Source organism: Enterobacter sp. MGH119 (assembly GCF_001037675.1).
Classification (GTDB): Bacteria; Pseudomonadota; Gammaproteobacteria; order Enterobacterales; family Enterobacteriaceae; genus Enterobacter; species Enterobacter hormaechei_C.
Genome location: NZ_KQ089932.1, coordinates 202,406 through 215,471, shown reverse-complemented (window position 1 = coordinate 215,471; position 13,066 = coordinate 202,406). Strand labels below are relative to the sequence as shown.

14 protein-coding genes are annotated in these 13,066 nt (G+C 54.8%); 6 read left to right on the top strand and 8 right to left on the bottom strand.

What is annotated here, in order from left to right; all coding sequences use genetic code 11:
* Positions 1 to 14: 14 nt before the first annotated feature.
* Positions 15 to 296 (top strand): peptidylprolyl isomerase PpiC, encoded by a 282-nt coding sequence (gene ppiC / locus SK53_RS17965; RefSeq protein WP_006812396.1) that lies wholly within the window; start codon positions 15 to 17, stop codon positions 294 to 296.
* Positions 297 to 350: 54 nt separating this feature from the next.
* Here ppiC and cysE read toward each other — a convergent pair whose 3' ends face one another.
* From cysE to SK53_RS17940, 5 genes are all read right to left on the bottom strand, one after another.
* Positions 351 to 1,172: a serine O-acetyltransferase gene (gene cysE / locus SK53_RS17960; protein ID WP_022646641.1), complete on the bottom strand. Its 822-nt coding sequence runs from the start codon at positions 1,170 to 1,172 to the stop codon at positions 351 to 353.
* A gap of 75 nt (positions 1,173 to 1,247) precedes the next feature.
* Positions 1,248 to 2,267 (bottom strand): NAD(P)H-dependent glycerol-3-phosphate dehydrogenase, encoded by a 1,020-nt coding sequence (gene gpsA, locus SK53_RS17955; RefSeq protein ID WP_048209854.1) that lies wholly within the window; start codon positions 2,265 to 2,267, stop codon positions 1,248 to 1,250.
* On the bottom strand, positions 2,267 to 2,734 hold the full coding sequence (secB, locus tag SK53_RS17950) for a protein-export chaperone SecB (protein WP_003860835.1): 468 nt from the start codon (positions 2,732 to 2,734) through the stop codon (positions 2,267 to 2,269). The genes gpsA and secB overlap by 1 nt, the downstream gene beginning before the upstream one ends.
* A 31-nt stretch (positions 2,735 to 2,765) precedes the next feature.
* The gene (gene grxC, locus SK53_RS17945; protein WP_003860837.1) at positions 2,766 to 3,017 is read right to left on the bottom strand and encodes a glutaredoxin 3; all 252 of its coding nucleotides are present in this window, start codon (positions 3,015 to 3,017) and stop codon (positions 2,766 to 2,768) included.
* Between the two features lie 11 nt (positions 3,018 to 3,028).
* The gene (locus tag SK53_RS17940) at positions 3,029 to 3,460 is read right to left on the bottom strand and encodes a rhodanese-like domain-containing protein (RefSeq protein WP_003860840.1); all 432 of its coding nucleotides are present in this window, start codon (positions 3,458 to 3,460) and stop codon (positions 3,029 to 3,031) included.
* Positions 3,461 to 3,708: 248 nt separating this feature from the next.
* Between SK53_RS17940 and gpmM the strand changes: the two genes are divergently transcribed.
* Genes gpmM through SK53_RS17925 form a run of 3 tightly spaced genes read left to right on the top strand, consistent with a single transcriptional unit; the run spans position 3,709 to position 7,482 of the window.
* Positions 3,709 to 5,253 carry a 2,3-bisphosphoglycerate-independent phosphoglycerate mutase gene (gpmM, locus tag SK53_RS17935; protein ID WP_023315176.1) on the top strand — a complete coding sequence of 515 codons (1,545 nt, stop codon included), beginning with the start codon at positions 3,709 to 3,711 and terminating at the stop codon, positions 5,251 to 5,253.
* A 33-nt stretch (positions 5,254 to 5,286) separates the two neighbouring features.
* A complete protein-coding gene (gene envC / locus SK53_RS17930; protein ID WP_255349778.1) occupies positions 5,287 to 6,546 on the top strand; it encodes a murein hydrolase activator EnvC in 1,260 nt (419 codons plus the stop codon).
* A 3-nt stretch (positions 6,547 to 6,549) separates the two neighbouring features.
* Positions 6,550 to 7,482: a divergent polysaccharide deacetylase family protein gene (locus SK53_RS17925; protein WP_032622054.1), complete on the top strand. Its 933-nt coding sequence runs from the start codon at positions 6,550 to 6,552 to the stop codon at positions 7,480 to 7,482.
* Between the two features lie 11 nt (positions 7,483 to 7,493).
* Here the strand turns inward: SK53_RS17925 and SK53_RS17920 are convergent, their stop codons facing one another.
* Positions 7,494 to 8,294, bottom strand: a complete 801-nt coding sequence (locus SK53_RS17920) for a glycosyltransferase family 2 protein (RefSeq protein WP_023323978.1) — start codon at positions 8,292 to 8,294, stop codon at positions 7,494 to 7,496.
* 205 nt (positions 8,295 to 8,499) lie between these two features.
* On the opposite strand from SK53_RS17920, the gene SK53_RS17915 reads away from it, so the two are divergent.
* Positions 8,500 to 9,705 carry a glycosyltransferase gene (locus SK53_RS17915; RefSeq protein WP_023323977.1) on the top strand — a complete coding sequence of 402 codons (1,206 nt, stop codon included), beginning with the start codon at positions 8,500 to 8,502 and terminating at the stop codon, positions 9,703 to 9,705.
* 15 nt (positions 9,706 to 9,720) lie between these two features.
* Positions 9,721 to 10,635, top strand: coding sequence for a hypothetical protein (locus tag SK53_RS17910; RefSeq protein WP_023323976.1), 915 nt, complete (start codon positions 9,721 to 9,723; stop codon positions 10,633 to 10,635).
* A 27-nt stretch (positions 10,636 to 10,662) separates the two neighbouring features.
* On the opposite strand, the gene tdh is transcribed toward SK53_RS17910, so the two are convergent.
* Positions 10,663 to 11,691: an L-threonine 3-dehydrogenase gene (tdh, locus tag SK53_RS17905; RefSeq protein ID WP_017383610.1), complete on the bottom strand. Its 1,029-nt coding sequence runs from the start codon at positions 11,689 to 11,691 to the stop codon at positions 10,663 to 10,665.
* A gap of 9 nt (positions 11,692 to 11,700) precedes the next feature.
* The gene (kbl, locus tag SK53_RS17900; protein WP_023315172.1) at positions 11,701 to 12,897 is read right to left on the bottom strand and encodes a glycine C-acetyltransferase; all 1,197 of its coding nucleotides are present in this window, start codon (positions 12,895 to 12,897) and stop codon (positions 11,701 to 11,703) included.
* Positions 12,898 to 13,066 lie beyond the last annotated feature (169 nt).

Sequence of the window (13,066 nt, the reverse complement as noted above, 5' to 3'; positions counted from 1 at the left end):
CTCAAGGCACGATCATGGCAAAAACAGCAGCAGCACTGCATATCCTTGTTAAAGAAGAGAAACTGGCACAGGATCTGCTCGAACAGATTAAAAACGGCGCCGACTTCGGCAAACTGGCGAAGAAACACTCGATTTGCCCGTCAGGCAAACGCGGTGGTGACTTAGGCGAGTTCCGCCAGGGCCAGATGGTCCCGGCGTTTGATAAAGTGGTTTTCTCCTGCCCGGTGCTGGAGCCAACCGGCCCACTGCATACGCAGTTCGGCTATCACATTATCAAAGTGTTATACCGCAACTAATCAAAAGCCCGGTGCATTGACTCACCGGGCTTTTTTATTTGGCTGTTCCGGCGTTCAGATGCCGTCGCCGTATTCGAAGGTGTGGTGAATACCGTTGAAGTGCTGATCCATATCCATCGACGGCTTATCGCTGTCTGGCTTACCGACGATGCGCGCCGGGACGCCAGCGGCGGTGGTGTGCGGCGGTACAGGCTGGAGCACAACCGACCCCGCGCCAATCTTCGCGCCGCGTCCGACTTCAATATTGCCGAGGATTTTAGCACCCGCGCCAATCATCACCCCTTCACGAATTTTCGGATGGCGATCGCCGCTGGTTTTACCGGTACCGCCCAGCGTAACGGATTGCAGGATCGACACGTCATCTTCGATCACCGCCGTTTCACCGACAACAATGCCGGTGGCGTGGTCGAGCATGATCCCACGGCCAATTTTCGCCGCCGGATGAATATCGACCTGGAAGGTCACGGAAACCTGGTTTTGAAGAAAGATGGCCAGCGCGCGGCGTCCCTCATTCCATAACCAGTGGCCGATGCGGTACGCCTGTAAGGCGTGGAATCCTTTGAGATACAGTAGCGGCGTGGAGTATTTATCCACCGCCGGGTCACGCGTACGCACGGCCTGAATGTCGCAGGCGGCAGAAGCAATCATCTCCGGATCTGCGGCGTAGGCCTCTTCAACCACCTCGCGAATGGCAATAGCAGGCATGATAGGGGAAGCCAGTTTATTGGCGAGCATATAGCTCAGGGCGCTGCCGAGATTTTCGTGCTTAAGTAGCGTCGCGTGATAGAAACTGGCCAGCATGGGCTCACAGTCGGCCAAAGCTCGGGCTTCGGCTTTAATATTATTCCAGACGATATCCAGTTCTTCACACGGCATTGCTTGCTCCAGACGATAGTTAATGACCAGCCAGTTCTGCGCTGGCTGGGTCATTCAGGTGACGATACTTCCCGGCTAATTGCTGCTGCGCTCGTCCTTGCGCGCACGACCTAATAAGGTCAATGCTGCCTCGCGCGCATTTTTTCCGCAATACAATACCTGATAAATTTCCTCGGTTATTGGCATTTCGACACCGAAACGGTGCGCCAATTCGCGAACTTCTTTGGTATTGCGATAGCCTTCAACCACCTGACCAATCTTCTCCTGCGCGCTTTTTACATCGCTGCCCTGTCCGAGCATCATGCCAAAGCGGCGGTTACGCGACTGGTTATCGGTGCAGGTCAGCACCAGGTCGCCCAGCCCAGCCATTCCCATAAAAGTGGCCGGATCGGCACCCAGCGCTTCGCCCAGGCGGGACATTTCGGTCAGACCACGGGTGATCAACGCCGTACGCGCATTCGCGCCGAAACCGATGCCGTCAGACATCCCGGCCCCGATGGCAATGACGTTCTTCACCGCGCCGCCCAGCTGCACGCCGATAAAATCGGGGTTGCTGTACACGCGGAAGCTTTTGCCGCAGTGCAGCAGTTGCTGAAGATCGTCTGAAAATGCCTGGTCGGTGGACGCCAGCGAGATCGCCGTCGGCAAGCCCGCAGCCAGCTCTTTGGCAAAGGTCGGCCCCGAGATCACCGCCAGCGGGATCGCTGTTCCCAGCGCTTCGCGGGCAACGTCCTGCAACAGACGTCCGGTTTCCGCTTCCAGCCCCTTCGTCGCCCACACAATACGCGCATCCGCACGCATCAGCGGCTTAATCTGACGCAGGACTTCGCCAAACACGTGGCTTGGCACCACAATCAGAATATTGCGGCTGGCCGCCAGCGCGGTCGCGAGGTCGCTTTCCAGATAGAGAGAGTCAGGGAACGGAACGTCCGGGAGAAACGCCACGTTGCAGCGGTCGTGTTGCAACGTCGCGATATGTTTTGGATCGTGGCCCCACAGGACCACGTCGTGACCATTTCTTGCCAGCGTGATGGCAAGAGCGGTGCCGTAAGAGCCGGCACCGATCACAGTCGTTGACGCATTAACAGTGCTCATCAGGCATCCTGATGTTGTTCGGCACCTTCGCCAGCCTGCTGCTGTAGATAGTTCATGAACAGCGCATCAAAGTTTACTGGCGCGAGGTTCAGTTGCGGGAATGTACCGCGAGAAACCAGGCTGGTGATGCATTCACGCGCATACGGGAACAGGATGTTCGGGCAGTATGCACCCAGGCAATGCGCCATCTGGTTGCCTTCGATGCCGCCGATGGAGAAGATACCGCCCTGCTGAACTTCGCACAGGAACGCAGTTTCTTCGCCCAGAGAGGCGGTCACGGTGACACGCAGTACGACTTCATACACATCATCCGCCAGCTGGGTGGATGCGGTATCCAGATCAAGTTTAACCTCTGGCTGCCAGTCTTTCTGGAAAACGTGCGGCGCATTTGGCGCTTCGAAAGAGACATCCTTGGTGTAGATGCGCTGGATCTGGAAAGTCATCTCGGTGTTATTTTGTTCTGACATGGAAAAACCCTTTTTAATTGTCCTAAAGTCTCTAGCTCAGCAGCGGATCGAGTCCACCACGGGCGTCGAGCGCATACAAGTCATCACAGCCGCCAATGTGCTGCGCATCAATAAAAATCTGTGGAACCGTTGTGCGACCACTGCGTTGGATCATCTCTTCGCGTTTAATCGCGTCACCATCGATCGGCAGTTCCTTGAACGTTACGCCTTTGCTGGACAGCAGCGCTTTCGCTCGGTGGCAGAACGGGCACGTTGCTTTGGTGTAGATCTCAATATTGGCCATCACTTAACTCCTTATTTACCGCGCACTAAAGGAAGATTCTCCCCGCTCCAGCCGGAGATGCCTTCTTTCAGCACCGTTACGTTTTCAAAGCCTGCTTTATGCAGTGCGTTGGCAGATTCCTGCGCCTGCATGCCAGTGCCGTCAACAACAATAATCGGCTGGGCTTTATGCTTCTCCAGCTCACCAATGTTGTTCGCTTTAATTTCCGCTGGCAGCAGGTTGATAGCACCTGCAATATGGCCCTTGCGGAAATCGTCGCGCTGACGCAGATCGACAACCACGGCGTCCTCTTTGTTGATCAGACGTGTCGCTTCACCGCGGGTGATCACCTTAATTTTAGACGTCAGTCCCTTAAATGTGGTGAACAGTACAGCGACCAGCAGGCCAATCCACGCGATGCTCAGAACCGGGTGGCGGCTAACGAATTGCATAATTTCTTGCATGGGGGGTAACAACTCCCGACTAAGTGATTAAAAAAACCAGGACAGGAGTATACCTGTGCGCTGTGGCAAATACAGCCAGCGACATAAAGCTAATCTATTTTCTGCGGCATGCCACGTAAAAAAAGCCTCAAAATGGCCTGAGAACAGCCTTGCCCCCGCGCTTTCTTTGATCTTCTGCGGCTATTTTATCGATTCAGCTGTAGTAAAATTACGCAAATTTTTTGTCTCTTGAGCATGAGGTTGTCGCAATGTCGGTTTCTAAAAAACCTATGGTACTGGTGATTCTGGATGGCTATGGCTACCGTGAAGATCAACAGGATAACGCCATTTTCAACGCCAAAACCCCGGTTATGGATGCGCTATGGGCAAAACGTCCCCACACCCTGATTGATGCGTCTGGCCTGGAAGTGGGTCTGCCGGATCGTCAGATGGGCAACTCAGAAGTGGGTCACGTTAACCTGGGTGCGGGCCGTATCGTTTATCAGGACCTGACGCGCCTGGACGTTGAAATCAAAGAACGTACATTCTTTGTCAACCCAACGCTCACCGGAGCGGTTGATAAAGCCGTTGCCGCAGGCAAGGCCGTTCACATTATGGGTCTGCTCTCTGCGGGCGGTGTTCACAGCCACGAAGATCACATCATGGCGATGGTAGAACTGGCCGCTGAGCGCGGTGCGGAAAAAATCTATCTGCACGCCTTCCTGGATGGTCGCGATACGCCGCCACGCAGCGCAAAAGGTTCTCTTGAAGCGTTTGAAGACAAATTTGCCGCACTGGGCAAAGGCCGCGTGGCGTCCATCATTGGTCGTTACTATGCCATGGACCGCGACAACCGCTGGGACCGCGTTGAGCAAGCCTATGATCTGCTGACCCTGGCAAAAGGCGAGTTCCAGTTCCCGACCGCCGTTGAAGGCCTGGAAGCGGCTTACGCGCGTGATGAAAACGACGAATTTGTGAAGGCAACCGTGATCCGCGCTGAAGGCCAGGCCGATGCCGCCATGGAAGATGGCGATGCGCTGATCTTCATGAACTTCCGTGCCGATCGCGCGCGCGAAATCACCCGCGCCTTCGTCAACAGCGATTTCGACGGTTTCGCCCGTAAGAAAGTGGCGAAGATCGATTTCATCCAGTTGACCGAGTATGCAGCGGATATCAAAGCCCCATGCGCGTATCCACCCGCTTCCCTGGCAAACACCTTCGGCGAGTGGATGGCGAAAAATGACAAAACGCAGCTGCGCATCTCCGAAACTGAGAAGTATGCGCACGTGACATTCTTCTTTAACGGCGGCGTAGAAGAGCCGTTTAAAGGCGAAGACCGCATCCTGATTAACTCACCGAAAGTCGCCACTTACGATCTCCAGCCAGAAATGAGCTCTGCGGAGCTGACCGAAAAACTGGTGGCCGCGATCCAAAGCGGTAAATACGACACCATCATCTGTAACTATCCGAATGGCGATATGGTGGGCCACACCGGCGTGATGGAAGCAGCCGTTAAAGCGGTTGAAGCGCTGGACCACTGCGTTGAGCAGGTTGCGAAAGCGGTTGAATCCGTAGGCGGCCAACTGCTGATTACCGCTGACCACGGTAACGCAGAACAGATGCGTGACCCGGCAACCGGTCAGGCACATACCGCCCATACCAACCTGCCTGTTCCACTGATTTATGTGGGTGATAAATCAGTGAAAGCAGTGGAAGGCGGCAAGCTTTCCGACATCGCGCCAACCATGTTGTCGCTGATGGGTATGGAAATCCCTGAAGAGATGACTGGCAAGCCGCTGTTCATCGTGGAATAATCGCTCCCCATGAGGGGAAAGGCGATTTTTTCAATCACATGGGTCGTGAAGCCGCTTCGGTTATCAGTCAGACCTCTGCTTTGCGCCAGCGCACTCAGCGCTGGCGTATTGCTGTGCGCCGCATCCGCCCATGCGGATGACCGCGATCAGCTTAAATCCATTCAGGCCAATATCGCCGCCAAAGAGCGTGCGGTACGTCAGCAGCAACAGCAGCGCGCCACCCTGCTCGCCCAGCTTAAAAAGCAGGAAGAGGCCATTTCCGCCGCCGCGCGTAAGCTGCGTGAAACACAAAACACCCTTGCCCAGCTCAATAAGCAAATCGATGAAATGAACGCGTCGATTGCGAAACTGGAGCGTCAGCGCGATGCCCAGGAGCGGAACCTTGCTGCACAACTTGATGCTGCTTTCCGTCAGGGTGAACACACAGGCCTTCAGCTGATCCTCAGCGGTGAAGAGAGCCAGCGAGGTCAGCGTTTACAGGCCTATTTCGGCTATCTTAACCAGGCGCGTCAGGAGACCATTGCGCAGCTGAAACAGACGCGCGAAGAAGTCACCACGCAAAAAGCCGAGCTGGAAGAGAAGCAGAGCCAGCAGCAAACGCTGCTCTACGATCAGCAGGCGCAGCAGGAGAAGCTTGAGCAGGCGCGCAATGAGCGTAAGAAGACGCTCGCCGGGCTGGAGTCCTCTATCCAGGCAGGACAAAGCCAGCTGAGCGAAATGCGCGCCAACGAATCCAGACTGCGTAACAGCATTGCCCGGGCAGAAGCCGCGGCCAAAGCGCGCGCCGAAAAAGAAGCGCGCGAAGCGCAGGCGGTGCGTAACAAGCAGCAGGAAGCCTCCCGCAAAGGCACCACCTACAAACCGACTGAAAATGAACGTTCCCTGATGTCCCGTACCGGCGGCCTCGGCTCCCCGCGTGGTCAGGCTTACTGGCCCGTTCGCGGTACGATCCTGCATCGCTATGGCGAACAGTTGCAGGGTGAGCTACGTTGGAAGGGGATCGTTATCGGTGCGTCTGAAGGTAGCGAAGTGAAAGCCATCGCCGATGGCCGCGTGATCCTGGCCGACTGGCTACAGGGTTATGGGCTCGTGGTGGTGGTTGAACACGGTAAAGGCGACATGAGTCTTTACGGCTACAACCAGAGTGCGCTAGTCAGCGTTGGCACTCAGGTGCGCGCGGGTCAACCCATTGCCCTTGTGGGCAGCAGTGGCGGTCAGGGCCGCCCGTCACTCTATTTCGAAATTCGTCGTCAGGGTCAGGCGGTCAATCCACAGCCGTGGTTGGGAAGATAAGTTTTGCTTCAATTTCGTCGAATTGTTTTTTCCGTAGTCAGCGCACTGGCGCTGGCTGCACCGGTTTATGCAGGCAAACTCGCGATTGTGATTGATGACTTCGGTTATCGACCACACTATGAAAATCAGGTGCTGGCGATGCCGTCAGCCATCTCTGTCGCCGTCCTGCCTAATGCGCCTCACGCGCATGAAATGGCGACCAAAGCGCACAATGGCGGCCATCAGGTCCTTATCCATCTGCCGATGGCCCCCCTCAGCAAGCAGCCGCTGGAAAAAGATACCCTGCGCCCGGACATGAGCAGCGACGAGATCGATCGCATCATCCGCGATGCATACAATAAAGTGCCGTATGCCGTGGGTCTGAATAACCATATGGGCAGCGCGATGACCTCCAGCCTGTACGGTATGCTGAAAGTGATGCAGGCGCTGGAGCGTTACAACCTCTATTTCCTCGACAGCATGACCATCGGCAACAGCCAGGCGATGCGTGCCGCTCAGGGAACGGGCGTGAAAGTCATCAAGCGCAAAGTATTCCTGGATGACTCCCAGAACGAAGCGGATATCCGCGTCCAGTTCAACCGCGCGGTACAGCTGGCGCGCCGTAACGGTTCGGCGATTGCCATTGGGCATCCGCATCCATCTACCGTTCGCGTTTTGCAGCAAATGTTGCCGGGATTACCCGCCGATATCACGCTGGTGCGTCCGAGCGATCTGCTCAATGAACCCCAGGTGGATACTTCTCGTCCGGGTAGCGCGCAACCACCCGCAACGCAGCCGCGTAATCCATTCCGCGGCGTGAAGAACTGCACGCTGAAACAGCCGCCTGAACCGGTCTATGCAACCCGCTTCTTCACGGTGATTGGCGAAAGCATCAGCAGCAGTACGCTGGTTAAATACGTCCAGCAACAGTGGCAGGGTTGGGGAAAAAAAGCCTGATCGGCTAACGCCTATTCTGCCAGATAAGAGTCCGACTGCTCTTTTGCAACGGACTCTTTCTTTTCCCGATTCTGATACCAGGCCTTGAAATACTTCAAAAAACTGTACGCCGTGGCATAAAACCCTGTCACCACACCCACTTTGCCCTGACGCCAGGCACCACTAAACAGATACCATTTGAAAAATGCGCCGATAGCGCTGATCGCTCCGCGACCAAGAGAGGGACGTATCGTCTGATATTGAACCAGGCGAGTGGTATATCCGTTTAATTTATTGAAAAGTTCATGCAGTGAATAAAATGTATCATGTCTGACATAGCCAGGAATACGTTCAGAATGGAGAAAACCTTCGACCTGATCGTCTACTGGCCGGTTATTAAATCGCGACTGCGTACGGTTAAAAAGACGCACCGGATAATCCGGTGATGAGACGGGATAAATCGTTCGGACATTTTCTCCCAGAACAAACCAGTGACGACATATCCGCCACGCCATATCCGGTTCGGGTTCATCGCCCATTTTTAATTTTAAAATAGCATCAACGGTTTCTTGATCGAGTATTTCGTCGCTGTCCATGCACAGCACCCAGTCGTTGTGCGCATGGGATACGGCATGGTTCATCTGCTCGCCGTGCCAGCTATATTTTTTGAATATGGCCGACAATCCATAACTCTGGCAAATATATATCGTTGCGTCTGTACTTCCGGAATCAACTACAACGAATTCATCCGCTATTTTTAAAAGAGGAGGAATAACATCGTGCAACGTTCTTTCGGAGTTAAACGTTAATAAGCAGACCGTTATTTTAAACATTTTCTCACTCTCTCAATAACAACATAAATATTTTCGCTAATAGTATCTAATTGAGAAGAGGCGATTAAAGTCTTAAATCACACTTTTAAAATAAGCGTGTTTAAAACGTTTTCTTATAAAAAGACAAAGAAATACAAAAAATCTATTTTATTTCAACAAATTCTTTATAATGCGGTCAGATGAAGGGTAGCATACGGATTCAGACATGCCGCAAAAACGTAAAATCCTCCTCCTGGACACGGGCAAAGAATGGGGGGGAGGTACCAACAGTATGCTTGAGCTTCTGAAGCGAATCAACCGCGAAAAATTCGACATTACTTGTTGTTTTTACAGTGATTATAGTCGTGCTGAAGGTGAAACGATAGGCCAGGTGCTCAATAGCATTGGGATACCTCTACTCGTTATCCCTCAACGTAAGCAACCGGCATGGGCAAAACTCCTGAAAGAAGCGGGACGTGGTCTGCTGTTTTTCTCGCGTTCAGCGCGCAAAGCATTTACGCGGCATATCGATACCCTGTGGCGCATTCGCCCCAACGTCAGCAAGATCGAGACCATTTTCAGAGAAGGTGGTTTCGATACGCTGTATATGAACAACCAGCCAGGCTCTAACGAAGAAGGGTATCTGGCGGGCGCAAACCTGCATGCGCGGATAATCCAGCACTGCCGGATTGAACCGGTGCTGACCCCGCCGCTGGTGAAGCTGGTGAATGCCCATGCCACAAAAATCATCGCCGTCTCGCACGGCGTTGAACGTGTGCTACTTCAGCATGGCGTCCGGCCAGCGCTGTGTACCACGGTCAACAATGCCATCGACATCCACCAGCCCTTGCCCGACCGACGCGCGATGCGCCAGCGCCTGAACATTGATGATGACACGTTTGTGTTCGGCAGCGTTGGCTCGTTAATCCCTCGCAAGGCCAACCATCACACGCTGGAGGCGCTGGCCCAGTTCAACCAGAGGCACCCGCAGGCAAAATGGAAGATGGTGCTGGTCGGTGAAGGGGCTGAGCGCGGCGCGCTGACGGCACAGGCTGACGCGCTGGGGATTGCTGAACACGTGATTTTTACCGGTTTCCAGAACACGCCTTTTGACTACCTTGCTACCTTTGACGCGTTTATTCTGGCCTCGAAGAGCGAAGGTCTGCCGCGCGTCGTGCTGGAGGCAATGCTGCTGAACATCCCAGTGATTGGTTCAAAAGTGACCGGCACGGCAGAATTGATCGATCATGAGTCGACCGGCCTGCTGTTTCCGTGGAGCGACGTGTCGCAACTTGCTCAACATCTGGATAATATCTGGCAGGATCCTGCTCTGCGCGCCCGGCTCGCCGCTGCCGCACACCAGAATGTCTGCAACATGTATGCCATTGAAAGCTATGTTAACGGTGTCGAGGCCGTTCTTGGCGCGCAATAACCAAACGAGAAGAACATGTTTAAATTCCTGAATGCTCGCTACCGCCACATTACCGGGCGTCATAACATTCCCTACGCTTCCCTTCCGGTCACGCGCGATCTCGTTGCGGTTGATTCCATCGTGATCCCTTGTACGGGCGCGGATTTCGTCGAAGAGGCGTTATTATCAGCGACCTTTGCAGAGCGTTACGCCACCGACGTCAGCGAGATTGTTATCGTCAGCGATCAGCCTGAATCCGCTTTTGGCGAACTGCCGCCAAAAACCCGCGTTGTGACCCTCACGCCGCCAAAACGTGAAGAGGGGTACCGCTATAAGCAGATCTACCTCAGTCGTCTGGTGAAGCTTAATGCTCCGCTTCAGGCGCGCGGTGAAGGGGTGCTGATGATCGACTCCGATCTCAACCTGCTGAAGATGCCCCAGATCAACATGACCGATATGCACATCTACTCCAGCTTCCGTCAGGGCAAAATGATTGCCAAGCTGGACGGCGCCCCCGCAGAAAAAGTGCCGGCCTATTACAAAGAAACGGTGCGCCCGTATCTGGTCGATCACGTTAACGGCGCGTTTCTTGCGGCCACCAAAAAGACCTGGCGCCGTATCTGCCCGCTGTGGCTGACGCTGTTCCAGGATACCTGGGAGCTAATGGACGATACGCAGCCGCCGACCGATCAGCTGCCGCTCGCTGCGCTGCTGGACATGCTGGATGTAAAAACGGTTAACCTGGGCGACTGGATGAACTGGCCGGTCTCCAAGAAGATCGGCGGTCAGGAAGCCGTTGTGCCGAAAGAGGTGATTGGCGCGCACGGTGGTTTCCCGCTTTCCGAGTGGCAGAAGTATCTGGAATCGCCGGATAACAAACTGCTGTTCAAAGGTCAGGACTACACCCGCAAGGTGCGTTACCTGACGGACGAAGAGAAAAAGAATCAGTAAAATAAGGGGCCGCTGGCCCCTTTTTCATTATTTATCCCAGCTCAGGATCACTTTCCCTGACTGGCCGGAACGCATCGCGTCAAAGCCCTGCTGGAACTCATCGATGGAGAAACGGTGAGTGATAATCGGGGACAGATCCAGACCGGACTGGATCAGCGCGGCCATCTTGTACCAGGTCTCAAACATCTCGCGGCCATAGATGCCCTTAATGAATAGCCCCTTGAAGATGACTTTGTTCCAGTCGATGGACATATCTGACGGCGGAATACCCAGCATCGCGATACGACCACCGTGGTTCATGGTGTCGAGCATGGTGCGGAACGCGGGTGGCGCGCCGGACATCTCCAGACCCACGTCAAAGCCTTCGGTCATGCCCAGCTCTTCCATCACGTCGGTCAGGCTCTCTTTCGAGACATCCACCGCGCGGGTGACGCCCATTTTGCGCGCCAGCGACAGGCGGTATTCGTTCACGTCGGTGATCACCACGTTGCGCGCACCCACATGCTTCGCCACGGCTGCCGCCATAATACCGATGGGGCCTGCGCCGGAGACCAGCACGTCTTCCCCCACCAGGTCGAAGGAGAGCGCCGTATGTACCGCGTTGCCGAACGGGTCGAAGATGGAGGCCAGATCGTCAGAGATATTGTCCGGGATTTTGAACGCGTTAAACGCCGGGATCACCAGGTATTCCGCGAAGCAGCCCGGACGGTTCACGCCCACGCCGACGGTGTTGCGGCACAGGTGGGTACGCCCACCGCGACAGTTGCGGCAGTGACCACAGGTAATGTGGCCTTCACCGGAGACGCGGTCGCCAATGTTGAAGCCTTTCACTTCCTGGCCGATGCCGACTACTTCGCCGACATATTCGTGGCCGACTACCATTGGCACGGGAATAGTTTTTTGCGACCACTGGTCCCAGTTGTAGATGTGAACGTCAGTACCGCAGATGGCGGTTTTACGAATTTTGATCAGCAGATCGTTATGACCGACTTCCGGCTCCGGTACGTCGGTCATCCAAATCCCTTCTTCCGCTTTCAGTTTGGATAACGCTTTCATCACACGTCCTCAGGCAATTACGCCCAGCTGTTTGCCGATGCGGGTAAAGGCTTCCACCGCACGTTCAATTTGTTCAGGCGAGTGCGCCGCAGACATCTGGGTGCGGATACGCGCCTGACCTTTTGGTACCACCGGGAAGAAGAACCCGGTCACGTAAATCCCTTCTTTCTGAAGCTCACGAGCAAATTGCTGTGCGACAACCGCGTCACCCAGCATCACCGGAATGATCGCGTGGTCAGCACCGGCCAGGGTGAACCCTGCTGCGCTCATTTTTTCACGGAACAGGCGGGCGTTAGCCCACAGACGCTCGCGCAGTTCAGCTCCTGATTCCACCATCTCCAGCACTTTAATAGAGGCAGCCACAATCGCCGGCGCCAGGGAGTTGGAGAACAGGTACGGGCGGGAGCGCTGACGCAGCCACTCAACCACCTCTTTACGCGCAGCGGTATAACCGCCAGACGCGCCGCCGAGCGCTTTGCCCAGCGTACCGGTGATGATGTCCACGCGGCCCATTACGTCACAGTATTCGTGGGAGCCGCGACCGTTTTCGCCGACAAAGCCAACCGCGTGAGAGTCATCCACCATCACCAGCGCGTCGTATTTATCCGCCAGATCGCACACGCCCTTCAGGTTGGCGATCACGCCATCCATGGAGAACACGCCGTCGGTGGCGATCAGCACGTGGCGGGCACCGGCTTCACGGGCCTCTTTCAGGCGGGCTTCCAGCTCAACCATGTCGTTGTTGGCGTAGCGGAAACGCTTCGCTTTACACAGGCGAACACCGTCGATGATGGAGGCGTGGTTCAGGGCGTCGGAGATAATCGCATCTTCTGCGCCGAGCAGGGTTTCAAACAGACCGCCGTTGGCGTCGAAGCAGGATGAGTACAGAATCGCGTCTTCCATTCCGAGGAAGTTCGCCAGCTTTTGCTCAAGCTGCTTGTGGCTGTCCTGGGTACCGCAGATAAAGCGAACGGAGGCCATACCGAAACCGTGGGTGTCCATGCCGTTTTTCGCCGCGGCAATCAGCTCAGGGTGATTCGCAAGACCTAAGTAGTTGTTCGCGCAAAAGTTGATCACATGGCTGCCGTCGGCAACGGTGATGTCCGCCTGCTGGGCAGACGTGATAATACGCTCTTCTTTGAACAACCCTTCCGCACGTGCGGTCTCGAGGTCGCTGTTTAACTGTTTGTAAAAATCACCACGCATTGCAATTCTCCAGACTCGGCAAATTTTGGCACATATTACCCAAACCAATAGTTCATGACGAGATGACGCAGTATCTCTTCTCGTTTTTGCAGCATAAATCACGCGTACCCCTGCTGCATATCGGTGAATGGCTGAAGCCTGAGCATTGTGATGATATGATAAAGAGATT

Excerpts from the sequence above, each read along its gene's own strand:
- SK53_RS17915 (WP_023323977.1), top strand. The coding sequence starts at position 8,500 with ATGCCGCAAAAACGTAAAATCCTCCTCCTGGACACGGGCAAAGAATGG.
- grxC (WP_003860837.1), bottom strand. The coding sequence starts at position 3,017 with ATGGCCAATATTGAGATCTACACCAAAGCAACGTGCCCGTTCTGCCAC.
- gpsA (WP_048209854.1), bottom strand. The coding sequence starts at position 2,267 with ATGAGCACTGTTAATGCGTCAACGACTGTGATCGGTGCCGGCTCTTAC.
- SK53_RS17940 (WP_003860840.1), bottom strand. The coding sequence starts at position 3,460 with ATGCAAGAAATTATGCAATTCGTTAGCCGCCACCCGGTTCTGAGCATC.
- cysE (WP_022646641.1), bottom strand. The coding sequence starts at position 1,172 with ATGCCGTGTGAAGAACTGGATATCGTCTGGAATAATATTAAAGCCGAA.
- SK53_RS17920 (WP_023323978.1), bottom strand. The coding sequence starts at position 8,294 with ATGTTTAAAATAACGGTCTGCTTATTAACGTTTAACTCCGAAAGAACG.
- SK53_RS17910 (WP_023323976.1), top strand. The coding sequence starts at position 9,721 with ATGTTTAAATTCCTGAATGCTCGCTACCGCCACATTACCGGGCGTCAT.
- ppiC (WP_006812396.1), top strand. The coding sequence starts at position 15 with ATGGCAAAAACAGCAGCAGCACTGCATATCCTTGTTAAAGAAGAGAAA.
- tdh (WP_017383610.1), bottom strand. The coding sequence starts at position 11,691 with ATGAAAGCGTTATCCAAACTGAAAGCGGAAGAAGGGATTTGGATGACC.
- secB (WP_003860835.1), bottom strand. The coding sequence starts at position 2,734 with ATGTCAGAACAAAATAACACCGAGATGACTTTCCAGATCCAGCGCATC.
- kbl (WP_023315172.1), bottom strand. The coding sequence starts at position 12,897 with ATGCGTGGTGATTTTTACAAACAGTTAAACAGCGACCTCGAGACCGCA.
- gpmM (WP_023315176.1), top strand. The coding sequence starts at position 3,709 with ATGTCGGTTTCTAAAAAACCTATGGTACTGGTGATTCTGGATGGCTAT.